The following is a 25,300-nucleotide window of genomic DNA, read 5'->3' on the forward strand; positions in this document are numbered from 1 at the left end:
ATATAACAAGCCTAAGTAAAATTTAAAAGGAAGTGAATCTTTTGAAAAACAATACCTCGTATACGATAAAAAGAGCTCAGCGCTTCCCGGTAATTCTGATTGGTGAAGGGCTTCTGACAGGGGCCGCGGGCGGTCTGCTTGTACTGTTGTACCGCGTCGCCCTCACCTATGGAGGCAGATGGCTGGGCTTCATATTGGAATATATCAGCGGGCACCCTGTTCGGATTTTTGCATGGTTTCTGGCATTGCTTGCCATGGCTTGTATTGTAGGCAGGCTTGTGAAATGGGAGCCTATGATTTCTGGAAGTGGCATCCCTCAGGTGGAGGGCGAAGTGACGGGAAAATTTATTCAAAAATGGGAGAAAGTCCTCCCTGCAAAATTTATCGGCGGCTTTCTCTGTATGTTTGCCGGTCTGTCTCTGGGACGGGAAGGTCCCTCTATCCAACTGGGGGCAATGACGGGAAAGGGAATATCCCGGCTTTTTGGCAGGGAGAAGACAGAAGAACGGTTTTTGATGACTTGCGGTGCCAGTGCCGGACTTGCAGCAGCATTCCATGCACCTCTGGCAGGTATGATGTTTGCCCTGGAGGAAATTCACAAGGGCTTTTCCGTATCCATTATGATATCCGTCATGACAGCATCTGTTACATCTGATTATATATGCTCTCATATAATCGGCCTGGATCCGGTTTTCAGGTTCACGCTGAAGGAAGCTCTGCCTCAGAACTATTATTGGCTGCTTCTGCTACTTGGCATTATCTGCGGCGCCATGGGTGTCTTTTACAATTGGGCTATGCTCAAAATACAGGATTTATATAAGAAGCCCAAATTCCTGAATGAAACAGGACGGCTCATCCTTGCTTTTATGGCTGCGGGAATCCTCGGCCTTATCATGCCGTCTGTTCTGGGCAGTGGGCACGAATTGATTGTCACGCTCACAGAAGGGAAAATGGTGCTGAGTCTAATCATACTGACCTTTATTGTAAAATTCCTGTTTTCGGCAGTCAGCTTCGGTTCCGGTGCACCAGGCGGCATTTTCTTTCCGCTTCTGATACTTGGGGCCATGATAGGCGGTGGCTTTGCCATGATAGGAGTGCGGCTTTTCGGGCTGGATCCGATTTATATAAACAATTTTATTCTGCTTGCCATGGCGGGATATTTTACGGCAATTGTAAGAGCGCCGATTACGGGTATTATACTCCTCTTTGAAATGTCCGGTTCTGTGAGTCAACTTTTGTCTCTGTCTGTGGTCTCTGTCACGGCCTATATTGTGGCAACTCTGCTGAAATCTGAGCCTATATACGAAAGCCTTCTGGACCGGATTTTGCAGAATCAGGGGAAAAAGCCAGTATCCACCGTGAAAGGTTCCGGGCAGAAGGTACTGGATGCATTCCCAATAATGAACGGCTCTGTGCTGGCCAAGAAACGGGTGCAGGATATTAACTGGCCGGACAATTGCCTTCTGGTTGCCCTGGAAAGAGATGGAAAAGAGCTGATTCCAAAGGGGAAAACACAGTTGATGACCGGAGATGTACTGACTGTTATGACAGATGAAAGAGATGCCGGATATATGCATGACAAAATGGAAAAGTTATGTTATACTTCCTATTAGATGATGTAGGGGTCAAAAGGTATTTTGTCCCCTAATACCTACGGATTGCTCCGCACTTTGTGCTCCCGCAATCCTAAAAACATTCGAAATCCGCCCTGCTCGGGCTACTTTCTCATGTTTTGCGGGTCCCAAAGTCATGCTTTTTCATGCAAGCATGGAACGCATGACCTTTTGACCCTGGTATCATTAGATTATACAACAGAATTTGAAGGAGCTAGAATCTATGAAAAGAATATTGTTAAAGCTGAGTGGAGAGGCACTTGCAGGGGATAAGAAGACAGGCTTTGATGAGGCCACCTGTGTCGGTGTGGCCAAGCAGGTCAGACAACTCGTGGATAAGGGAATCCAGGTTTCTGTGGTGACCGGGGGAGGCAACTTCTGGAGAGGCCGCACCAGTGAGACAATAGACCGGGTAAAGGCAGATCAGATCGGAATGCTTGCCACGGTTATGAACTGCATTTATGTATCTGACATTTTCCGTCATGTAGGCATGAATACAGAGATATTTACACCCTTTACATGTGGTGCATTTACCACATTATTCTCTAAGGATGCGGCGAATGCTGCGCTGAAGGAAGGAAAGGTGATCTTTTTTGCGGGGGGGACGGGACATCCGTATTTTTCGACAGATACCGGGGCCGTGCTGCGCGCAATTGAGATAGAGGCAGATGCCATGCTTCTTGCGAAAGCTATCGATGGGATTTATGATAGCGACCCGAAGGTGAACCCGGAGGCAAAGAAGTATGATGAGATTTCCATTCAGGAGGTCATTGACAAGAAATTAGCAGCGGTGGATCTGACAGCATCAATTCTCTGTCTTGAGAATAGGCTGCCGATGCTTGTGTTTGGCCTGAACGAAGGAAACAGTATTGTTGAGACTATGAGCGGGACATTTACCGGGACAAAAGTAACTGTATAGGGAGGACATGCACATGGATGAAAAATTAAAAGTATATGATGAGAAGATGACAAAGACAATCAGCAACCTGAACAGTGAACTGGCTTCAATCAGAGCCGGCCGCGCCAATCCTCATGTGTTGGATAAGCTGACTGTAGAATATTACGGTGCATCTACGCCGCTACAGCAGGTTGCCAATGTTTCCGTACCCGAAGCCCGCATGATTCAGATACAGCCCTGGGAGAAGAGCCTCCTCAAGGAGATTGAGAGGGCAATCCTAATGTCTGATGTCGGAATCAACCCGACCAATGACGGCAGTACGATCAGGCTGATATTTCCGGAACTGACAGAGGAACGAAGAAAAGAATTGGTAAAAGATGTAAAGAAAAAGGGTGAAGCCGCAAAGATAGCAGTCCGCAATATCCGCCGGGACGGAAATGAAGCACTGAAAAAATTAAAGGGCAGCGAGATATCTGAGGATGGCATCAAAGATCTGGAAGAGGCACTCCAGAAGATTACCGATAAATATATTGCTGAAGTGGATAAAGCTGTGGAAGTGAAATCCGAAGAAGTACTTACTGTCTAACGGGTAGGTCAGAGAATGAGAGGGGCTCGTGTTACACAGCCTCTCTTTTATTAATGGGGAGGAAATACAGATGAAAGTACCACAACATGTGGCGATCATATTGGACGGAAATGGCCGTTGGGCCAGGTCCAAAGGGATGCCGAGAAACTACGGCCATGCCCAGGGAAGTAAAAATGTGGAAAAAATCTGTGAAGAAGCGTGGCGCATGGGGATAAAGTATCTGACTGTGTATGCATTTTCCACGGAGAACTGGAACCGTCCGCAGGATGAGGTGGATGCGCTGATGAAACTGCTCCGCAATTATATGAAGACGAGTCTGAAAACTGCGGAGAAAAATGATATGAAGGTTCGTGTGATTGGAGATATCGCTGCTCTTGATGAGGACATTAAGAGTAGGATCGCAGAACTGGAAGAGGCAAGCAAAAATAACAATGGACTGAATTTTACTATCGCAATCAATTATGGCAGCCGTGATGAGATGATAAGAGCCATAAAAAAACTTGTACGGGACTGTGTGGACGGCAAGGTTTCTCCGGAAGATATCAATGAAGTCCTGTATGAAGGATATCTGGACACTCATGCAATTCCCGACCCTGATCTTTTAATCCGCACAAGCGGGGAGTTGAGGCTCTCCAACTACCTGCTCTGGCAATTGGCATATACAGAATTTTACTTTACAGATGTTTTGTGGCCGGATTTCACAAAAAAGGAATTGGAAAAAGCTATTGAGCAGTATAATAGCAGAGACAGACGTTTCGGAGGAGTAAAGGAGGAACAGCATGTTTAAAACACGGCTGCTTAGTGGAATACTATTAATAATCATTGCACTGGTCACAGTGATTTCCGGCGGGAATATTTTATTTGCCACAATGTTCATTATCAGTCTCATAGGCTTGACGGAATTCTACAAGGTGTTTGACATCAAGACAAAAGCCCCCGGAATCTGCGGATATGCGGCGGCCACGGTCTACTATATTTTGGTTTATCTGAAATCCGTACTGTCAAGAGATCCGGATTGGTTCATTTTTCTGTTCATGATATTCTTAATCTGCGTGATGGGGGTGTTTGTGTTCTCCTTCCCAAAATACAGGACAGAACAGATACTGGCAGCATTTTTTGGCATGTTCTATGTGGCGGTCATGCTGTCTTATATCTATCAGATCCGCATACTCCCGAGGGGAATATTTACAGTGTGGCTTGTATTCATATGCTCCTGGGGGTGTGATACTTGCGCATACTGCGTGGGAATGCTCCTTGGAAAGCACAAAATGGCACCGAAATTAAGTCCGAAGAAATCTGTCGAAGGGGCCCTCGGAGGTATCGTAGGAGCAGCTTTGCTTGGCGCACTCTATGCACTGGTTATTAATACATGGGCAGGTGCGGGTGCACAGGTGTGGAGATTTGCAATTATCTGCGGAATCGGAGGAGTTGTTTCACAGATTGGAGATCTGGCAGCTTCTGCAATTAAAAGAAATCATAATATCAAAGACTATGGGAAGCTGATACCGGGCCACGGCGGGGTCCTTGACAGATTTGACAGTGTGATATTTACTGCACCGATGATTTACTATTTGACAATCCTGCTGTAAATGCAGGAGAAAGGTTTTCACATATGAAGAAGATTGCAGTACTGGGCTCCACCGGTTCTATCGGAACCCAGACGTTGGAAGTTGTACGGGAAAACGGGGATATTAAAGTATGTGCACTGGCAGCAGGAAGTAATATCGCCCTTTTGGAAAAACAGATACGGGAATTTCATCCGAAACTGGCAGCTGTATGGACCGAAGAAAAAGCCGGTGAGTTGAGAACTAAAGTAAAAGATGTGGACGTCAGGATTGTGTCGGGTATGGAGGGGCTTCTGGAGGTGGCAGCTGAGCCGGAATCAGAGATTCTTGTGACGGCGATTGTGGGGATGATTGGAATCCTTCCTACAATTGAGGCTATCAGGGCAAGGAAAGACATCGCTCTGGCAAATAAGGAGACATTGGTGACGGCAGGGCATATTATTATGCCACTTGCCAGGGAGTATGGGAGTTCGATTCTTCCAGTGGACAGTGAACACAGTGCCATTTTTCAATCCCTTCAGGGCGGACAGCAAAAAGCCCTTCACAAGATTCTCCTGACTGCTTCAGGAGGTCCTTTCAGAGGAAAGACAAAGGCCGAAATGGAAAATATCCAGGTGGAGGATGCCCTGAAGCACCCCAACTGGGAAATGGGCCGTAAAATTACAATAGATTCTTCCACAATGGTCAACAAAGGCCTGGAAGTGATTGAGGCAAAGTGGCTCTTTAATGTAACTGTAGATAAGGTGGAGGTGGTCGTTCAGCCGCAGAGCATCATTCACTCCATGGTGGAATACGAGGACGGGGCAATTATTGCAGAGCTTGGGACGCCGGATATGAAGCTGCCCATACAGTATGCTCTATATTACCCTGAAAGGCGTTATCTGCCGGGGAAAAGGCTGGATTTTGCGACATTGTCCCAGATTACTTTTGAAAAACCGGATATGGAGACATTTTATGGGCTAAAGCTGGCCTATGAGGCGGGGAGAAGAGGCGGGTCTCTTCCCACAGTCTTAAATGCAGCAAATGAAAAGGCGGTTGCCCTGTTTTTGGACAGGGAAATCCGTTACCTGCAGATTCCCGAGATCATACAGGCATGTATGGAGGAACACAGGAATATTGAGAACCCTTCTGTGGAAGAAATACTAAACACAGAACAGGCGACATATGAATTTATTAAAAACAGGTGGTAATATATGGGCATATTTTTAGCGATTATCTTGTTCAGTGTGATTATTATATTCCATGAGTTGGGACATTTCACTCTGGCAAAAGCAAATGGCATCCGTGTGGATGAATTTTCACTGGGACTTGGTCCTACACTTATAGGAAAAGAAATCGGGGGAACAAAGTTCTCTTTAAAGCTTCTGCCTTTTGGCGGGGCATGCATGATGGGGGAGGATGATCAGGACGACAAGTCCGAGGGGAGCTTCAACTCCAAGTCTGTCTGGGCGAGAATATCCGTTATTGTTGCAGGTCCGATATTTAATTTTATTATGGCATTGGTCCTTTCTGTAATCATGGTTGCGTGGATTGGATATGATGCTCCGGTGGTAGACGGGGTAGACAAGGGCTACTCGGCTGCAGAGCAGGGAATGCAAAAGGGTGATGTGATCACGGAGCTGAACGGAAAGAAAATTCATCTCTGGCGGGAAGTCAGCCTGTATAACCTGATGCATGCAGATGCCGGTTCTGTGGAAGTCACTTATGAGAGGGATGGACAGGAGCATGAAGTGACTCTGGAGCAAAGACAGCTGGAAGGCGATGCATTTAAAAGAATTGGAATCAGGAGCAGCGGCACCAATACAAAGGCGGGTGTCATAAAATCTCTTCAATATGGTGCATATACAGTAAAGTACTGGGTGGATTATACATTTGACTCATTAAGACTTCTTGTGACAGGACAGGTGGGAGTTAAGCAGATGTCAGGTCCCGTAGGCATTGTGAACTTTGTGGATGATACGTATAAAGAGTCCGCCCCGGCAGGCTGGTCTGTTGTGGTATTGAATCTAATGAATATTGCGATCCTACTCTCAGCCAACCTGGGAGTAATGAATCTTCTTCCCCTTCCGGCATTGGACGGAGGCAGGCTGGTATTTCTGTTTATAGAAGCTATACGAAGAAAGAGAGTGCCGCCGGAAAAGGAAGGTATGGTGCATTTTGCAGGCTTTGCACTGCTGTTGATATTGATGGCAGTGATTATGTTTAATGACATACGCAGCCTGTTTTAAAAGACGGAAGCGAAGAAATCAAGTTTCCTGCACTATTTTTTAATTCCTGCATATATATAATAGAGATGATTTTATTTGTGAGGAAATTAATGAATGCTTTAAAAGCGATGCAGGAAAATGCTGTCGACAAAGGACGGCTGCAGGTGAATGTAACTTCAGAAAGCACATCTTTTCCCATTTCGGATGCAACGGTAGCCATATCTTACACAGGGGAGCCGGACAGCACACTGGAACAGGTGAACACAGATTCTTCCGGACAGACGGAAACACTGGAGCTCAACACCCCGCCTGTGGAGTACAGCCTTGACCCCAGTGTGGAGGAGCAGCCCTATTCAGAATATACATTGAATATCAACGCTCCGGGTTTTGAACCCATAAGCATATCAGGTGCACAGCTTCTGGCAAATGTGACGGCACTCCAGGACGTAAGAATGCGACCGACAGATGAAAATGAAGAGGTATTTGTGATACCGGGGCATACCTTGTACGAGGAATATCCACCCAAAATCCCGGAGGATGAGATAAAGCCTGTGAATGAAACCGGTGAAATTGTGCTGAGCAGGGTGGTAGTGCCGGAATATGTTGTTGTACATGATGGTTCGCCGGCAGATACTACTGCACAGAATTATTATGTGAGATACAGAGATTATATTAAGAATGTGGCCTCCAGCGAAGTATATGCCACCTGGCCGGAAAACGCTATCCGTGCAAATGTCCTGGCAATCATGTCCTTTACATTGAACCGGGTTTATACTGAATGGTATAGGAACAAGGGGTACGATTTTACCATTACATCCTCCACGGCATTCGACCATAAATGGATGTCTGGTAGAAATTATTATGATACAATTTCTCTGATTGTGGATGAGGTATTTGCAAATTATCTTTCCAGACCCAATGTCAGACAGCCAATCCTTACACAGTACTGTGACGGACGCCGGGTAACATGTCCCGGCTGGCTTACGCAGTGGGGTTCCATGGCCCTCGGCGAGGAGGGGTATTCATCGATTGAAATCCTGCGTTATTACTACGGGGACGATATGTATATCAACATAGCGCCGGAAGTATCGGGAGTTCCGTCCTCCTGGCCGGGCTATTTGCTGGAAAACGGCTCCAGCGGAGATAAAGTAAGGCAGATACAGGAACAGCTTAACACCATAGCCGGGGCATATCCTGCAATTCCCAGAATAAGTGCCGACGGAGTGTACGGGCCATCAACGGCAGATGCCGTCAGGATATTCCAGTCTGTTTTCGGACTGCCCCAGTCTGGAACCGTAGACTACAGGACATGGTACAAAATATCCGAGATATATGTCGCTGTATCCAGAATAGCAGAGTTGGCTTAAAACTGACATCAGAGGGAGGCTGCCACATGAAAAACTGATGTGGCAGCCTCTTTTGCGTAGCAGGAAATGAGATTCTTTATTTATAATTACTCAGACAGAGAATAAATTTTCAGGAAATCTTCCCGCTCCTCTTTATTCATCCGAATAAACTCTGTAAATTCGACATTTACAAGGTACATTGGCTGTCCACAGCAAAATGCGTGTGACTGGTTATTGGTAAAATGATACCTTTTACATTTTATACAATAAAATACATGCATCATTTGCATCACCCTCCCTATATACTATCATAACACATAGCAGGAAAGAAAAGGATGAAATATGAGAAATAGAAGAAAAAGACGAAAAAGAAAACAATGGCCGGCTTTCCTTGGTTTTTTTCTTGCGGTCTGCATTTTGTCAGGTATGGGAACAGTGGTATTAAAACAGTTTCCCCAGATTTTTACGTCCGCGAAAGAGGCTGCCCAGACTGTGAAGCTGCAGGCGGGGCATGAAGAAAGTGTACCTTTTGAGAAAATCAAAGTGCCCGAGGTGGACATGGCAGGCGGGTATTATTATCAGCAGCTGGGAGAAGAGGAGCAGAAGCTTTATACAGAGATTTATCAGGGAATACTGGAATCTTCTGATTCCATCTATGTACATTCCTCCAATGTGGAGGCACTCAAAAAGGTCAGCAGCTTTATTTTCTGCGACAGACCGGAACTATTCTGGTGCGGAGGTGAAATGCAGATGACAAGCTATGCAGACTATTCGGAGATCCAGCCGGTATATCTGTATACGGGGGAGGAAAAGGAGCAGAGACAATCGCGGATAGATACGGCAGTCAGTGAGTGTCTGTCCGGGATTACAGGCGATATGACGGAATATGATAAGATAAAATACATTTTCGAGTATCTTGTGAATACGGTAGACTACAATCTGGAGGCCCCGGATAACCAGAATATTTACAGTGCCCTTGTGGGAAAATCTTCTGTGTGTGCCGGCTATTCCCGTGCGGCCCAGTACCTTCTGCAGCAGTTGGGGATAGAATGCATCTACGTAACCGGAACCATTCCGGAGCAGGGGGCACATGCGTGGAATATCGTGAAATGCGGCGGACAGTACTATCAGATGGATGTTACCTTTGGAGATCCTGTGTTCCTTGAGGCGGAGAGTGGAGAAAACATACCTGACAAAAGCACGAATTACGATTACCTCTGCTGCAGCGATGCAGAGATTTTGAAAAATCACACCATGGATACAGATGTTAGTTACCCGCTCTGCAGTTCTATGGATCTAAACTATTATAAATTAAACGGTATGTACTATGAAGAATTCCAACCGGAACAGCTTCTTGAGGATATGAACCAGACTATTTATAATAAGGAGAGCTCTTTCACGTGCAAATTTGCCAGCGACACACTGTATCAGCAGTCTCATGATGGTATCCTTAACGGTCTGGTCCAGAATGCTGCCCAGAATCTGCTGGAGCATTATGGACTGGAAACAGTGCAGTATACATATGTGGAGGATGACGTGATGGATAAAATTATTATTTTCTGGAATTATCAGTAGAAGAGCGGAAAAGAGTACCGAAGGGAGGAAAACAACAGACATGAGTAAGCGTCAAGTATGGGTTATTACTATTGGTGGATTTCTGAGTTATTTTTTATTTGGATTTATTGATAATATGAAAGGGACGACAATTCCCTTCATATTGCAGGACACAGGGTATAGTTATTCGGAAGGCGGCAGCATTATATTCAGTGAATATACCGGATTTTTCATTGCCACCTTCGTTGCCGGGCTGTTGGCAGATTTATTCGGGAAAAAGTTTACGCTGATTATGTCAGGGATATGTCTTATTTTCGGTGCAATAGGTTATGCCTCATCTTCGAATTTGATTGTATTCATTGTATTTATCTTTTTCATCGGACTGGGACTGGGTTCGCTGGAATTAAGCGGGAGCAATGTAATATCGGAGGTTCACTCTCATAACAAGGGGCGCTATCTGAATCTTCTAAATGCCTTTTATGGTGTCGGTTCTATTATTACCCCTATTGTAACCGGATACCTTTTGAATTCAGGGGTTTCATGTCGGGCGGTCTATAGGTACAGCCTGTTTGTTATAGTGCCAATCACGATTTATTTTCTGGCCATGAGGTATCCGAAAGCGGATATTGTAAAGGAGCAATCGGAGAAAACTAATTTTAAAGAGATTATTCAGATTATTACAAGAAAAGAAGTACTGCTGATGTATGTAGTGATCTTTGCATATGTAGCTGCGGAAATTGGGATAGCCACGTGGATGGTAGAGTTTGTGCAGAAAGCAAAGGGTGTATCTTCAGCAGCAGGCGCCATGTATCTTTCCATACATTTTGCAGGCATGATGATAGGACGGCTTCTGGGCAGCCTTTTTGTGGATAAAGTGGGTCATCTGAAAAGCCTGCTGATCTTTTCTGTTATGTCAATTTTCTGTATTACCCTGGGAGTGTTCGGACCTTCATCTATAGCAATTGTACTGGCATTCACAGGCTTTTGTTTTTCAATTATTTTCCCGACATCCACAGCAGTGGTTTCAGAAATCCCCACAAAAAATTCGGGAACAATGCTTGGCATATTCTTTGCATTTGGAGGTTTAGGGGGAATGGCCGGACCGTGGCTTATCGGAGTCATGAATGATGTGTTTGGATTGAAATCAGGTATGGCAGTAAATATTGTATTTTGCATAATTGTTATGACGGCTTTGATTATTCGTATGAGCAGTAAGGTGAAATCGAGAGACACAAGGCTGACCTGAAGAAATTCTAAAGAAATCTAAAGAAATTTTAAGGAAGCTTAAGAAAGCTTATATTGTAAAGGTGCTAATTGACTTATATAATGAACATAGTTGAAGATGAACTCTGGCTGTGTGGTCCTGTCAGATGTATTTAAATGAAGAGAAAGGTGAGGTAAATATTATGAAACTCGGAGGGGGTCTTAAAAGCTTCTTGCCGGTTGTGTTATGTGGAGTGCTGTTGGCCGGATGTGTAGAAACACCCCAAAATGATAACGTTGTAGATCGTTCCGAGGGTTTTCCGAAAGAAAAAATGTTAAAAGAAAGTAATGAGAACAAAGACTTTGATACACCTGACTTATGGCACGAGCACTTTGAGACAGAAAGAGTGATAAAAGCGGTCAATTTAGCTATGTTGTCGGAACCATATACAGTCAATCAGATCTGGAAATGGACATAGATCAGCAAGAGTCTTTTAGAAGGGATTCCAAAGATTCTTTTATGGAAGAATATGGAGTATATCTCGAGAATGCTGCGTTACTATTTGGAGAATCACCCGGCATAAGTGAAGAAAAAGCAAAAGAACTTGGCAGTAAATTGCTTCAGGATTTGAATATTAATGACAACTTTGAGTTGAAAAAAATTGAAAAGGCAATCTACTATGATAAGGATCGCGAATGGGATCCCTATGATTCCGGACAAAAGCCAGAGGGGGTTGGATATACATTGACATATGCATATCCATATGAGGGAGTATCTGTGTTTACATATCCGGAAAATGTAAATAAATATAAGGATTTGGGAGAACTGGTATACGCTCCCTCTTTTGAATCAGAAATATTGAAGATTACTGTTACAGACGAGGGCATTCGAATGTTTACATGGAGTAACATGACAGAAAAAACTGCAGTCATTACAGAAAATTCAAAACTCCTCCCTTTCGACCAGATTCAGGAAGCTCTTAAAGAACACCTTATGGCGGTGAAGGTGTCCGTAGATGATGTCAATAGTTTTAATCCGGAGGACCATCAAGATTCTATTGAGGTTAAAGAGGTAAATTTCTGTGTTTCACACATGAGTGCATATAAGAATCCAAAGGCAGCATGGCTCGTTCCGGTCTGGGTATTTAAGGTGGAAACAAACAGTTATAGTATCATATATAATACAAATGTTAATCTGGGAACAGAATATGTGGTATTAAATGCATATGATGGAGGATATATAGCACCTCAATAGAATGATGAAAGTTGTAATAATTGATAGAGTACTTAAAAGGTGATTGAGCAATCATAAGATATGTACAGGAGACGGCGATGAATGTTATAAAATGTGACCTGCGCAGATCAATTCAATCTAAGGAATTCATTTTAGCTGTGTTAATTATGACGATAGTTGGGTATATTGCGTTGACCGAGTCATTAGCTTTTCTCGAAGCACACTCAATTCGGGGTCAGGATATATCAATGCTTACACTATATTCGGTTTTCAAAAGCAATGAGATGTTTTTAATGTCAATCCCCATAGCCTGTGCTCTTATTTATGGGACGGCCTCTTATGATGAGTTGAATTATCGATTTATTATTTTCAGCTTACCGAGAAGTTCCAGAAGCAAATATATACAAGCAAAAATGTCGGCATTAATTGTCTCTTCTTTCTCAGCGGTATTGCTCACATGGCTGCTAATGATTGGTTGTGGTCTGGTAATCTGTTTTAATAAAAATATGCCGGTTTATTTTGGAGACGGCAATGGTATGGAGAGCGGAATTCAAATTTTCAGCTGGATAGTACAAGACTGTCTTGGAGGGGTATTATGGGCTTTGACCAGTGCAGTTGCGTCCATTGTTATGAACAGCAAGTATATGGCTTATATAACACCCTTTTTATTATATTATATACTTGACACTTTTCAAAAAAGATATTATATCGCATATTACTATTTCAATCCTGCAGAATGGATGAGTTCGAACCATATGAATCTGGGGATATGTATGATTTTTTTGATTGTATTCTGTGTTGTTTTGGCAGGGATTCTTGAATGGATGATGAGGAAGAAAATTAGAGATGTTTAGCTTAAGGAGAATTTGGAAATATACACGTATTGATTTTAAAAATTGGGAAAGAAGTCCGCGTATTGTTATAACTTTTATTCTTGCTGCAATACTTTGCCTGATGTTGTCAAACAGGGCAATAGATTTTGCGGACAAGTACGGAACATATACGCAGCTGTTTGAAGTGTTTATCTGGACGTTTGGCGATTCAAGCTCTATCATGTTGTCGTCACTTCTACTGATGCTGTTGTTAGGTGATATTCCGTTTGTTACGCCGGCAACCCCTTATCAGCTCGTCCGCTCAAGCCGGATTGAATGGGTTCTGGGCCAATTGTTATATGTTTTTATTTCGTCGGCTATATATATTTCATATCTCCTTGTCATAACCTGCGTGTTAAGTGCTCATATTTCATATATAGGGAATAAATGGTCCAAAACCAGCGCATTATTGGGGTATTCGGGTGTTGGAAGGAAAATAGCCCTGCCTACATCGGTGAAAGCACTGGAAATGAGCTCGCCATATGCCTGCGTGCTCATGATTTTTGTTCTTATGCTCTTATATGCGTTTTTTATATCGGCAATCATGTTTTTGTTTAACTTATACCGTAATAAATACTGGGGCGTAGTTAGTGTGATTGTTGTAAATATGTATGGACTATTTCTAAGTCCAGGAATATTTAAAAAGATATTTCATTTATCCGGAGCTCTTGAATATAGAGCAAATGTTGCCGCGGGATGGCTGTCGCCGCTAAATCAGGCGACATACTATATGCATAATTTTGGCACTGATTATTTACCTAGCATTACGATAAGCATAGTGCTTTTTGTTGTGATTATAGGTTTGTTATATTTTCTGATTTGTAAAAGAGTGAGAAAATACGAGTTCTCTTTTATACAGGCAGGTGTATGAACCAAACTAAAATGAAAAAATTAAATGCACTGGATGGCGGCTACAGCGGTAATTAGAGGGGGCGAAACATGCAGAAAACCAATTTTGGGGTCAGTGCTGCGGTGATCATAAGTCTTGGACTGTCGGCGTGTCAAAAGACACCCGAGAATGACGCAGTAATAAATAAAAAGGAGGGGCTTGCAGAGAGATTTATTGAAAAAGGGTCAGATAATGTCAAGCTTCAGAAGCTTGGGGCACCTGAGGAATGGAAAGAAAAATATGGCGAAAATACGGATATGGTTACTATAGAAACTGATGTAAAAATAGAGCTTCCTCATATTAAAAATACACCTGTGTGGGAAATGAAGGAGAAGAAAATAAGCAATGAGGAACTTGTTCAATTGGCAGATTATTTTTCAGAGGGTGAAAAGATATACCAAGAGCCTGAAATGACCACAGCAGACCTGACGGAATTGAAGCGAAAGATTGAAAACAAAGAAGGTAAATATGGAAATCCGATATTTCTCAGGCCCGGAGAGGCTCAAGAAAAAACGCTTTATTTGCAGAGAGTAGATGATCTTATTGCCAAAGCGAAAGAGACAGAAAGTGAAAAAATATATTTAAGTCCAAAGTTTATTAAGGTTGTTCAGTCGCAGGAAGAGTACATTAGAAGGGGAAAAGATGACAGGACAATTAGAACAGAAAAAAATCGTTTTGCCGGGATCATAGAAAATGGCGAGAACCAGGGTGCTAAGATATTGGCTGTCCAAAAAAATGATAAAGCAGGAAGCACCAGTAATTTTTTCTTTCAAAAGGGAACAGAATTTGATGACTATAACGGAGATTACATGGATTCTATTCGAGAAGCCGCTGACCAAATGAAAATGCAGGATTCGGAATGGATGAAAAAAGCAGAATCAGTGAAAGCGGTTGTGGAGAATATAAAGAAGTCTTCCAGGTTCTCAAAAGAAGAAGCTGGGGAAAAAGCTAAATTAATGTTCAGACAAATAAATGCTCCTAAAATGGTTTTAGAAGATTTTGAGCCAACTGTGTGGTCTCCCGAAAACAAGGATATGTGGGAAGTTGACTGGAGCACGGGCGAGGCCGGGTATAGGTTGTACTACTATAGAGGTATAGAGGGTATCCCGGCCTATTGGGCAAACGGCATTACCTATGATACCCCGGAACAGACGTATTCTCCTCCCTTTGGCCAGGAATGTATTGAAGTGCTGGTAACAGAGACAGGAATTAAACAGGTGGACTGGTATAACATGTCAGAAAAAGTAAAGACAGTTGCTGAAAATACAAAACTTTTATCCTTTGATGAAATAAAGACAAGAGCATTTCAGCATTTGAAGTATACTATCGTAAAAACAACTACTGACCAGGATGTAAAAAGCAGCAGCTTAAAAGTCCCATTTGTCATTTCCGATGTGCGTTTTAGATATGCCTATATACCGGCACAGGAGACGCTTGAAAATGCCTGGCTGGTACCTGTATGGGTATTTGTTGCAAACAGCAAATATGTAGAAAGTCAAAATGGACAGGTATTTGAGACTGAGAAGCCAACCGATGAGTTCCTTATCAACGCCTTGGATGGAAGTTATATAGATGCAAATGCCTACGATGTGGTAAGAATGACAAGGTAAGCAGGGCATTGTCACTACAGAACGTTTTTCTGAAATAATCCTTTTAAATGCAATAGATGGAAGCTATATTGATCCAAATAGGACTGTATTAGATGCAGCACAGGGAGTGATGAGATGGAAAAGAAAGATATAATACGGATAAAGCACGTGACAAAGAAGTTTGGGGAGGAAACCGTACTGAAAGATATCTGCTATGATTTTGCAGCCGGACAGGTGCACGGCATCGTGGGGATGAATGGTTCAGGAAAGACGGTACTGTTGAAATGCATTTGTGGTTTTATGCAACCGAGTGAGGGGGAAATCTATGTGAAGGGCATGCAGGTCGGACAGGAGATTGATTTTCCCCGGTCTCTGGGGCTGATTATCGAAACCCCGGGGTTTCTGCCGGAATTGTCAGGGTACAAAAACTTAAAGCTGCTGGCATCCATGCGGGGGGAAATAGGAAATGAAGAGATCCGCACGGCTATAAGGCGGGTGGGGCTTGACCCGGAATCAAAGAAGAAAGTGGGAAAATATTCGCTGGGGATGCGGGAGCGTTTAGGAATTGCCCAGGCTATCATGGAGGATCCTGAAATCTTAATTCTGGATGAACCGTTCAACGGACTGGACAAAAACGGAGTGAAGAAAATTTATGAACTGATACTGGAGTTGAAAGAAAAGGGGAAAACTATTCTTTTGGTAAGCCATAATGCGGTGGATATTGAATCACTGTGCGATACAGTGTGTGAGATGGAGCTGGGGGTACTGAGGCAGATCAGGTAAGAGCGAGAGGTATAAGCTAAAAACAACAAAATTAACTATACAAATTAGAAATTTCAAGTATAATTATCTTATAGAAGTCAACCTAAAATAGTCGTTAGTTTGCAGGTGAATAAGATGATAATTCCTATCGGAAAGGAGCGTTCTGTTGCCGGGAATGAGGGAAAAATGAAGTCAGAACAAAAGGCACGGCGTTTTAAGATTGCCGTTGGATTTTTAATTTTTTTTAGTATATTTTTTGAAAAGTATACAGTATATGATGGGGGTTACTCTATCTGGGATATTATTTTTAACCTCCAAGAAGGCGGTTCTATGTTCAAAAGCGGAGAAGAAAGCATACGTTTGTATTTATTAATTCCAGCTTTTATTATTAGTACTCTTTATTTGATCCGCTCTCTCTGGCTTATGAAGAAGAAAAATCCACAGGTCTTCGCATTTCTGCCAATGGTGGGATTGCTGGGATATGTTTCGCCCATGTATCTCTCGTTTCAACCCTACCTGCTAATCAATATCCTATTGACTGTTGTTGATTATATGGGTGCCCGCTGGTTGGAGGAGCGGGACGAAATCAATGCGGCCTATAAGGAGCAGAAGGCGCGGGAGAGGGCAGAGAAGGAAGAACAAAAAAAGGTGCGTTACTTCCCGGGAAGGTACCCGGAAGAGTTTTTTAGAATCGTCCGGAAAAATGACATTTACGGAAAAAACGGAAAGAGAGTTTTATTGGCAGGAGGCATTCTTTCATCGGCATGTGTCTATATTATGCTGACAATGTACAGTCTGTTTACAGGGATTCATGGAAAGGAGGATATGCTGCTCGGAACTGGTCTTGTTCAAGTTTTCCGGCAGGCAGGAGTCTTGGTATTTATACTTCTGATTCTGATGTTGACGATGATTATTTCCTGTTATATCAGAGAACAGAAAAAGTCGATGCGCCTGTTCACAATCCTGGGGATGCGCAGCAGCACAGTTTATCTGATGTTTGCCATAGTATTCGAGATAAATGCTTTATTGTCGGGCGCAGTCGGAATGGTACTCGGATGGGGCATATCTTACTTTATTAAGGGAATCTGGCAGAGTAGTCTTGCACATAATGGGGTGAAAATTGTACTTGGCTCATCAATCAGCTTCAAAACAATCGGGCTTGGCATAGCAGGATATCTGACCGCCTTGATTCTGGCACTAGGCTTGAATCAGGAAAATATATTGAATCTTGCCCGTTCTATGAATATGAATGCAGAGGCCCAAAGAGAAAAGCGCAGCAGGAAGTATGCTTCGCTGCTGATTGGTATCGGGATTGTATTTGCTGCTATAGGAATATTGTGGTATTCTTCAAGGAGCTGGGCGGAAAGTATGTATATCCATATTTTCAGTGTAATAGGAATTCTATTTTTTTTAGCCGGAGGTACAACACTTTATCTAAACAGACTAGAAAAAGAAAAGAACCGGTACTATAACAAATTAATTTCCAGCCGTCCCTTTTATTACAGGTACTGGAAGAGTCTTTGGAATCTGTTCTATCTATCTGTGATACATTTTTTTATACTGGCTGTGTTTTCTGTGCAGATGACAGGAGCTTTCATGAAGCAGAATACAGCAGATCTGTACCCTTACGATATTGTCTGTACATCTTATGATGCGGATACAGAAAAACTCGCAGACATAGCAAAGGAGCATAACGCAAAGGAAGAAGTGTATCCTATGTTTCGTATGACCTCTGTGTACGGGAGCGACAAACTGGAGCCGTGGGGAACAGAACGGCCAATCCAATGGCCTCAGGGGCAGCATATAGCTATTTCTGAATCAACCTACAGGAGTCTGAAAGAGGCTGTGGGAGAAGTGCCAAAGGATCTGAATTTATCCGGCTCCAAGATGCATGTAGTGTATCAGCAGGATCTGTCGGTGAAGGCTCATACCATTGACTGGGATACGGCCAGGATTGAAAAGAGATTGAGAATTGGGCAGCCCCTTACTTTTTATAATCCGCAGGATATAGATAATGTTTTTCCGGTCTGGAAGGTAAAAAGTGAGGAGCGGGATACATTGACCGGCACATTTCATCAGGGGATGGAGGACAATCTGATTGTCTTTAGTGACGCTTTCTTTGAGAAGGAGTATCGTAAAATTACTTCTTATAATGAAAAGCAGTGGAATGAGAGAGAGAACGCCTCCCGGGTGGAATGGAAAACTTATACGACAAGCCACACCTCTAATATGACGGAAGGACCGATTCAGCTGATTTGCTTTTCTGTGCCGGAAAAAGAATATGCCGGGATGTTTAAAAGCATGCAGTATCTAGAAAAGAAATATGAGTATGACAGAGTGTGGGACGACTCTATCCGTCAATTCTACGGGAAACAGCAGATGATGGTGGATACCGGAGCGGAGATATTCTTTAGAAAGCTGGTATATTTGTTTATTGTGATTTTGCTGACGGTTATGGGATTTTTCCAATATTATGTGAAGCTGGAGTCTGAAATAAAGGAAATGGGCTGGCAGAACATTTTGTTGAAAAAGCTTGGCATGAGGGAAAAAGAAAGAAAGCGGGCGCTGGCAGGGCAAATGAAACCCTTTGCAGCACTGCCTCTGCTGATTGGAACCTGTGGGGGAGCAATATTTGCAGCGCTCACAGCGAAGGCAAGACTCTATAATGGCGGAGAAGTGAGTATGTTTATACACGCAGGTATGATTTTTTATTTAATTTATCTGGGAATATGGATATTTTGGTATTTCCAGATAAAAAAATGGATATGGAGGCAGGCAGAATGGGAAAAATGAAGGTACTGGAAGTCAAGGATTTAATCAGAAATTATCCAAAACAATCTGCGGCTGGCAGTAAAGATGATATTAAGGTGCTTAAAGGGTTAAGTTTCCAGGTGGAGAAAGGTGAGTTTCTCGGGGTGATGGGAAAATCAGGCTGTGGGAAGACAACCCTGCTGAAGGTATTAGGGCTGATTGATAGGCAGACGGACGGCGCTTTGAAATTTATGGAAAAAGGTACAGACGGACTTCATCCGGATGAACTTGCGGACCTCAGAAGAAAGCAGATTGGATTTGTGTTTCAGGATTTCTATCTGATGGACAGTCTCTCTGTGAAAGAAAATATTATGCTGCCGATGATATTGGATAAAGAAAAATCAGAGATAATGTCTGAAAAAACCAGAGAACTGGCAGAGCAGTTTCAGATTGATTCATTACTTGAAAAAGACCCTTATGAGCTGTCGGGAGGAGAAAAACAAAGAGTGGCAATCTGCCGTGCACTTATCAACAATCCCGATGTGATACTGGCAGATGAGCCGACAGGAAATCTGGATACCAAGTCTGGAAAGATTGTCATTGATGCGCTGATGCAAATTAACAGGGAATATGGGAAGACAGTCGTCATGGTAACCCATGACCCAAAGATGGCAAGTCATTGCGGGAAGATTATACTGTTGAAGGACGGGGTAATACTGGAGACACTCAGAAAGACTGGAACAGATGAGGCATTTTATCATCTGACACTAGAGAAAATGGAAAGGCTGTAACCATTTGCATTAGGCAGATAAAAAACTTGTTGAAATCTGCGCCCATATGTAGTATAATTTTGACAATTTAGGCAAGGATACTGTACCGTATGGTACAGGAAGGGATGGGTGCACATATGAAAGCGTTTCTGATACTGGAAGATGGAACTGTGTTTGAGGGCAAGCACATTGGTTCAGATAAGGACATGATAAGTGAAATTGTATTTAACACCTCTATGACTGGATATTTGGAGGTATTAACTGACCCTTCTTATGCGGGGCAGGCTGTGGTTATGACCTATCCGCTGATTGGAAATTATGGGGTTACACCGGACATGGAATCGAAGAAGGCCTGGCCGGATGGCTACATAGTGCGGGAATTATCCCGTATGCCCAGTAATTTCCGCTGTGAAAAGACCCTTCAGGAGTTCTTAAAAGAGCAGGATATTCCGGGAATTGCGGATGTGGACACCCGGGCGCTCACCCAGGTTTTGCGGGAAAAGGGCACAATGAACGGGATGATTACTGCCAATGAGAACTATAATCTGGAAGAAATCCTCCCGAAACTGAAAACTTACCAGGTGGGGGATGTGGTTTCAAAGGCAACCTGCAGTGAGAAATATGTACTGCCGGGCAGCGGAAAAAAGGTTGCACTTCTGGATTTAGGTGCCAAAAATAATATTGCCAATTCTTTAAACAAACGGGGCTGTGAGGTGACTGTTTACTCCGCCCACACAACTGCAGAAGAAATCATTTCAGCTCATCCCGATGGTATCATGCTTTCAAACGGTCCGGGAGACCCGGCAGACTGCATTTCTATTATCGAAGAAATCAAAAAACTATATCAAACGAATATTCCTGTTTTTGCAATTTGTCTGGGGCATCAGCTGATGGCTTTGGCTTTAGGCGCGTCCACCTATAAACTGAAGTACGGGCACAGAGGCGGCAACCATCCGGTAAAGGACTTAAAAACTGGCAGAGTGTACATATCTTCCCAGAATCACGGCTATGTGGTGGATGATAAAAGCATGGATTCCAATATTGCTGTTCCGGCGTTTGTAAATGTAAATGACAAGACGAATGAAGGTCTGGAGTATAAAGGGAAAAATATATTCACCGTTCAATTTCACCCGGAGGCATGTCCCGGCCCCCAGGATTCAGGTTACCTGTTTGACAGATTTATGGATATGATGGAGGGAGCAGAATAATGCCAAAAGATAACAGTATTAGAAAGGTTCTAGTCCTTGGTTCCGGTCCGATTGTCATCGGACAGGCAGCAGAGTTTGATTATGCGGGTACCCAGGCCTGCCGCTCCTTGAAGGAAGAGGGAATTGAGGTAGTGCTGCTCAACTCTAACCCGGCTACAATTATGACGGACAAGGATATTGCAGATAAAGTGTATATTGAGCCTCTCACCGTGGAGGTGGTGGAACAGCTGATAAAAAAGGAAAGACCGGACAGCGTACTCCCGACTCTGGGAGGGCAGGCTGGATTGAACCTGGCAATGGAACTGGATGAGGAAGGTTTTTTTGAGAATAACAATATCCGTCTTATAGGAACCACATCAGAGACAATTAAGAAAGCGGAGGATCGTCTGGAATTTAAGGCCACTATGGAAAAAATCGGTGAACCCGTTGCCCCCTCTCTTGTGGTGGAAAATGTAGAGGACGGGCTCGCATTTGCGGCTGAAATCGGATATCCTGTTGTACTTCGCCCGGCATATACTCTTGGAGGAAGCGGCGGGGGTATTGCGTCAAATCCGGAGCAGCTCATAGAAATTCTGGAGAACGGCCTGCGGCTTTCCCGTGTGGGACAGGTTCTGGTGGAGCGCTGTATTGCCGGCTGGAAGGAAATCGAATATGAGGTGATGCGTGACGGCAGGGGTAACTGTATCACCGTCTGCAACATGGAAAATATTGATCCTGTGGGTGTCCACACCGGGGACAGCATTGTTGTGGCTCCGTCACAGACACTAGGTGATAAGGAATACCAAATGCTGCGTACCTCTGCACTGAATATCATTAGCGAACTGAAGATCACCGGGGGCTGTAATGTGCAGTATGCTCTGAATCAGGAGAGTTTTGAGTACTGCGTGATTGAGGTCAATCCCCGTGTCAGCCGTTCTTCCGCGCTGGCCTCCAAAGCAACTGGGTATCCAATCGCAAAAGTGGCGGCAAAGATTGCCCTGGGCTACACCTTGGATGAGATTAAAAATGCCATTACGGGTAAGACCTATGCAAGCTTCGAGCCCATGCTGGATTACTGTGTGGTAAAGATTCCAAGGCTCCCCTTTGACAAGTTTATCAGCGCCAAGAGAACGCTGACAACTCAGATGAAAGCCACCGGTGAGGTGATGAGCATCTGCGACAATTTTGAAGGGGCACTGATGAAGGCAATCCGTTCATTGGAGCAGCATGTGGACAGCCTTATGTCCTATGATTTCACCGGGCTTTCTGAAGAAGAATTGATGGAAGAGCTGGAGATTGTGGATGATATGCGTATCTGGCGGATTGCGGAGGCAGTCCGGAGATGTATAAGTTATAAGACGATACACGATATTACAAAGATAGATAACTGGTTCATCGACAAGCTTGCCATTATTGTAGAAATGGAGCAGGTCCTGAAGACAAAAGAGCTTACTCCCAAACTACTGCGGGAAGCAAAGAAACTAGAATTCCCGGACAATGTAATCGCAAAACTCACAGGAAAGACAGAAAGAGAAATCCATGACATGCGCCATGAGAACAACATTGTGGCAGCCTACAAGATGGTGGATACCTGTGCTGCAGAGTTTGCCGCCGCAACACCCTATTACTATTCTGTATACGGTAGAGAAAATGAAGTGAAAGAGACAAATGGGCGCAAGAAGGTTCTAGTGCTTGGCTCCGGTCCTATCCGTATCGGGCAGGGAATTGAGTTTGATTTCTGCTCCGTACACTGTACCTGGGCATTTTCTAAGGAAGGCTATGAGACAATCATTGTAAACAATAACCCGGAAACTGTAAGCACGGATTTTGATATTGCTGATAAGCTCTATTTTGAACCTTTGACATCAGAGGATGTGGAGAGTATCGTGGACTTGGAAAAGCCTGACGGGGCTGTGGTACAGTTTGGCGGGCAGACTGCCATTAAGCTGACTGAAAGCCTGATGAAGATGGGCGTGCCTATTCTGGGTACATCTGCGGAGAATGTGGACAAGGCAGAGGACAGAGAGCTGTTTGATGAGATTTTGGAAGAATGTGAGATACCGCGCCCCACAGGAGGAACTGTATTTACTGCAGAAGAAGCGAAAGGCGTGGCCAATAGGCTGGGATATCCTGTGTTGGTGCGTCCCTCCTACGTCTTAGGCGGACAAGGAATGCAGATTGCCATCAGTGATCACGATATTGATGAATTTATCGGCATTATCAATAGGATAGCCCAGGACCACCCGATTCTGGTAGACAAATATCTGGAGGGAAAAGAAATTGAGGTTGATGCCGTGTGTGACGGTGAAGATATCCTCATCCCGGGAATTATGGAGCATATTGAGCGTGCAGGAATTCATTCCGGTGACAGTATTTCAGTTTACCCGGCCCAAAGCCTGACAAAGGAGGCAAAGGAAAAGATTGCGGAGTATACGAGAAGGCTGGCAAAATCTCTCCATGTCATAGGGCTGATTAACATCCAGTTCATTGTTTGTGGGGAGGATGACGTGTATGTGATTGAAGTAAATCCCCGCTCCAGCCGTACTGTGCCCTATATCAGCAAAGTGACAGGAATTCCTATTGTGCCCCTGGCAACAAAAGTTATCACCGGAAGTAAAATCAGAGAACTGGGATATACGCCGGGACTTCAGAAGGAAGTAGAGTACGTTGCAGTCAAAATGCCTGTGTTTTCCTTTGAAAAAATTCGGGGTGCAGACATCAGCTTAGGGCCTGAAATGAAATCGACGGGAGAATGCTTAGGGGTTGCAAAAACATTTGATGAAGCTTTGTACAAGGCTTTTCTGGGAGCCGGAATCCGTCTGCCGAAATACAAAAACATGATTATGACTGTCCGTGACGAGGATAAGCCGGAGGCGGTGGAACTGGGACGCAGATTTGGGAAAATAGGCTATCGTATTTTTGCTACAAGGAGTACGGCTAAAGCTCTGCAGTCAGGCGGAGTGAAAGCGATTCCGGTCCGCAAGATAGAGCAGGAATCCCCCAACCTTCTGGACTTGATTTTGGGGCATGAGATAGATCTGGTAATTGATACACCCGCCCAGGGAGCGGAACATTCGAAGGACGGGTTTGTTATCAGGAGAAATGCCATTGAGACGGGAGTGAATGTGCTGACGGCCATAGATACGGCCCGGGCACTGATCACCAGTCTAGAAAATACAGATATACAGAAGCTGACACTGGTGGATATTGCAGATATTACCAGATTCCCAGGAGGTGCTGCATAAGGAGGCTTACAAATGCTATGCCGATCCAGCAGCAAAAGCCTGTGAATATGGGTTTTGCACCTGTTTTTACCAGCTTTACAATGTTAGTGTTAAGTCCGATTGCCGCCATTGCCATTATAATCAGAAATTTGCTTAAATCTTTTAAAGGAGCAATCGCTTCAGCCGGGAGCTGGAACACAGTGGTGACAACGGATGCAAACACAAAGAAAAGGACAAAATATGGAAATGTTTTTTTGAGACTGAAGGTGGACCCTTCGGTCTCCTTTTCTTCTCTTCCTTTATAGGCGGCCAGTATCAACGTTATTGGAATAATAGCCAGGGTACGTGTCATTTTTACAGTTGCGGCCGCTTCCAGTGTGTTGCTGCCGTGGATCCCGTCCCAGGCGGCTGCGGCAGCTGTTACGGATGAAGTATCATTGACGGCTGTCCCTGCGAAAAGACCAAACCCTTCATTGCTCAGGTGGAGCAGGCCGCCCAGTGCGGGAAAAATTAGCGCGGCGATTACGTTAAAAAGAAAAATGACCGATATAGATTGGGCAACCTCTTCATCTGTTGCTTTAATGACGGGAGCTGTGGCCGCGATTGCGGACCCGCCGCAGATGGAAGAACCGACTCCAACCAGTACCGCACTGTTGGGATGAAGCTTCAGTGCCTTATACAAAATAAAGGAAATAATCAAAGAGGTGCTGATAGTTACAATAATAATGGGAAGAGACTGCCTGCCCTTTGCAAGAATTTCTGCCAGGTTCATGCCAAAGCCCAGAAATACAACGGCCGTCTGCAGAATTTTTTTAGAGGTGAAGGTAATACCCGGCTGCAGGAAATCCTTTTTGTGGATAATCAGGGTCAGAATCATCCCGATCAATATTGCGAATACAGGGCCGCCCACTACAGGAACTGACTGCCCGAGAAACCATGAAGGCAGTGCGATGACAAGGCAAAATAAAATACCGGAACCCTTTTGTTTTATAAAGTTCATATTTAAAATCCTCTCTTTCCGATTTACTTACCGAAAAGTATGATAGCATA

22 protein-coding genes are annotated in these 25,300 nt (G+C 43.9%); 20 read left to right on the forward strand and 2 right to left on the reverse strand.

Annotated features, from left to right (window positions below; translation table 11 throughout):
* The first annotated feature begins 41 nt into the window (after positions 1 to 41).
* The 8 genes from EDD59_RS10925 (at position 42) to EDD59_RS10960 (ending at position 8,236) form a co-directional block, all read left to right on the forward strand.
* Entirely contained in the window at positions 42 to 1,613 is a 1,572-nt protein-coding gene (locus EDD59_RS10925) for a ClC family H(+)/Cl(-) exchange transporter (RefSeq protein WP_132381764.1), read from the forward strand.
* 223 nt (positions 1,614 to 1,836) lie between these two features.
* On the forward strand, positions 1,837 to 2,532 hold the full coding sequence (gene pyrH, locus EDD59_RS10930; RefSeq protein ID WP_132381766.1) for a UMP kinase: 696 nt from the start codon (positions 1,837 to 1,839) through the stop codon (positions 2,530 to 2,532).
* Positions 2,533 to 2,545: 13 nt separating this feature from the next.
* Positions 2,546 to 3,097, forward strand: a complete 552-nt coding sequence (frr, locus tag EDD59_RS10935; protein WP_132381768.1) for a ribosome recycling factor — start codon at positions 2,546 to 2,548, stop codon at positions 3,095 to 3,097.
* A 70-nt stretch (positions 3,098 to 3,167) separates the two neighbouring features.
* Complete coding sequence (locus EDD59_RS10940; RefSeq protein ID WP_132381770.1) at positions 3,168 to 3,884, forward strand: undecaprenyl pyrophosphate synthase; 717 nt, start codon at positions 3,168 to 3,170, stop codon at positions 3,882 to 3,884.
* Positions 3,877 to 4,686 carry a phosphatidate cytidylyltransferase gene (locus EDD59_RS10945; protein ID WP_132381772.1) on the forward strand — a complete coding sequence of 270 codons (810 nt, stop codon included), beginning with the start codon at positions 3,877 to 3,879 and terminating at the stop codon, positions 4,684 to 4,686. The genes EDD59_RS10940 and EDD59_RS10945 overlap by 8 nt, the downstream gene beginning before the upstream one ends.
* Positions 4,687 to 4,709: 23 nt before the next feature.
* On the forward strand, positions 4,710 to 5,852 hold the full coding sequence (locus EDD59_RS10950) for a 1-deoxy-D-xylulose-5-phosphate reductoisomerase (RefSeq protein ID WP_132381774.1): 1,143 nt from the start codon (positions 4,710 to 4,712) through the stop codon (positions 5,850 to 5,852).
* A 3-nt stretch (positions 5,853 to 5,855) separates the two neighbouring features.
* Positions 5,856 to 6,890 (forward strand): RIP metalloprotease RseP, encoded by a 1,035-nt coding sequence (gene rseP, locus EDD59_RS10955; RefSeq protein ID WP_132381776.1) that lies wholly within the window; start codon positions 5,856 to 5,858, stop codon positions 6,888 to 6,890.
* A gap of 89 nt (positions 6,891 to 6,979) precedes the next feature.
* Complete coding sequence (locus tag EDD59_RS10960) at positions 6,980 to 8,236, forward strand: peptidoglycan-binding protein (protein WP_132381778.1); 1,257 nt, start codon at positions 6,980 to 6,982, stop codon at positions 8,234 to 8,236.
* Positions 8,237 to 8,322: 86 nt separating this feature from the next.
* Here the strand turns inward: EDD59_RS10960 and EDD59_RS17800 are convergent, their stop codons facing one another.
* Complete coding sequence (locus EDD59_RS17800) at positions 8,323 to 8,499, reverse strand: hypothetical protein (RefSeq protein WP_165920912.1); 177 nt, start codon at positions 8,497 to 8,499, stop codon at positions 8,323 to 8,325.
* Positions 8,500 to 8,557: 58 nt separating this feature from the next.
* On the opposite strand from EDD59_RS17800, the gene EDD59_RS10965 reads away from it, so the two are divergent.
* From EDD59_RS10965 to carB, 12 genes are all read left to right on the forward strand, one after another.
* A complete protein-coding gene (locus EDD59_RS10965) occupies positions 8,558 to 9,790 on the forward strand; it encodes a transglutaminase domain-containing protein (RefSeq protein WP_132381780.1) in 1,233 nt (410 codons plus the stop codon).
* A gap of 40 nt (positions 9,791 to 9,830) precedes the next feature.
* Complete coding sequence (locus EDD59_RS10970) at positions 9,831 to 11,015, forward strand: MFS transporter (protein WP_132381782.1); 1,185 nt, start codon at positions 9,831 to 9,833, stop codon at positions 11,013 to 11,015.
* Positions 11,016 to 11,139: 124 nt separating this feature from the next.
* Entirely contained in the window at positions 11,140 to 11,451 is a 312-nt protein-coding gene (locus EDD59_RS10975) for a hypothetical protein (protein ID WP_132381784.1), read from the forward strand.
* Positions 11,442 to 12,227 (forward strand): DUF6034 family protein, encoded by a 786-nt coding sequence (locus EDD59_RS10980; protein ID WP_132381786.1) that lies wholly within the window; start codon positions 11,442 to 11,444, stop codon positions 12,225 to 12,227. Before EDD59_RS10975 ends, EDD59_RS10980 begins: the two co-directional genes overlap by 10 nt.
* A gap of 392 nt (positions 12,228 to 12,619) precedes the next feature.
* Positions 12,620 to 13,060: a hypothetical protein gene (locus EDD59_RS10985; protein ID WP_132381788.1), complete on the forward strand. Its 441-nt coding sequence runs from the start codon at positions 12,620 to 12,622 to the stop codon at positions 13,058 to 13,060.
* A 100-nt stretch (positions 13,061 to 13,160) separates the two neighbouring features.
* A complete protein-coding gene (locus tag EDD59_RS10990) occupies positions 13,161 to 13,949 on the forward strand; it encodes a hypothetical protein (RefSeq protein ID WP_243117407.1) in 789 nt (262 codons plus the stop codon).
* Between the two features lie 68 nt (positions 13,950 to 14,017).
* The gene (locus EDD59_RS10995) at positions 14,018 to 15,577 is read left to right on the forward strand and encodes a DUF6034 family protein (protein ID WP_132381792.1); all 1,560 of its coding nucleotides are present in this window, start codon (positions 14,018 to 14,020) and stop codon (positions 15,575 to 15,577) included.
* A 114-nt stretch (positions 15,578 to 15,691) separates the two neighbouring features.
* Positions 15,692 to 16,339 carry an ABC transporter ATP-binding protein gene (locus tag EDD59_RS11000; RefSeq protein WP_132381794.1) on the forward strand — a complete coding sequence of 216 codons (648 nt, stop codon included), beginning with the start codon at positions 15,692 to 15,694 and terminating at the stop codon, positions 16,337 to 16,339.
* A 114-nt stretch (positions 16,340 to 16,453) separates the two neighbouring features.
* On the forward strand, positions 16,454 to 19,111 hold the full coding sequence (locus EDD59_RS11005) for a hypothetical protein (RefSeq protein WP_132381796.1): 2,658 nt from the start codon (positions 16,454 to 16,456) through the stop codon (positions 19,109 to 19,111).
* Positions 19,099 to 19,860 (forward strand): ABC transporter ATP-binding protein, encoded by a 762-nt coding sequence (locus tag EDD59_RS11010; protein ID WP_132381798.1) that lies wholly within the window; start codon positions 19,099 to 19,101, stop codon positions 19,858 to 19,860. Before EDD59_RS11005 ends, EDD59_RS11010 begins: the two co-directional genes overlap by 13 nt.
* Positions 19,861 to 19,976: 116 nt before the next feature.
* Complete coding sequence (locus EDD59_RS11015) at positions 19,977 to 21,047, forward strand: carbamoyl phosphate synthase small subunit (RefSeq protein ID WP_132381830.1); 1,071 nt, start codon at positions 19,977 to 19,979, stop codon at positions 21,045 to 21,047.
* Positions 21,047 to 24,271 carry a carbamoyl-phosphate synthase large subunit gene (carB, locus tag EDD59_RS11020; RefSeq protein ID WP_132381800.1) on the forward strand — a complete coding sequence of 1,075 codons (3,225 nt, stop codon included), beginning with the start codon at positions 21,047 to 21,049 and terminating at the stop codon, positions 24,269 to 24,271. The genes EDD59_RS11015 and carB overlap by 1 nt, the downstream gene beginning before the upstream one ends.
* Here the strand turns inward: carB and EDD59_RS11025 are convergent.
* Positions 24,243 to 25,250, reverse strand: coding sequence for a YeiH family protein (locus EDD59_RS11025; protein WP_132381802.1), 1,008 nt, complete (start codon positions 25,248 to 25,250; stop codon positions 24,243 to 24,245). The two genes, carB and EDD59_RS11025, sit on opposite strands and share 29 nt — an antisense overlap.
* Between the last annotated feature and the right edge of the window lie 50 nt (positions 25,251 to 25,300).

Origin of the sequence: Muricomes intestini (assembly GCF_004346165.1) — a bacterium.
Lineage (GTDB): Bacteria > Bacillota > Clostridia > Lachnospirales > Lachnospiraceae > Muricomes > Muricomes intestini.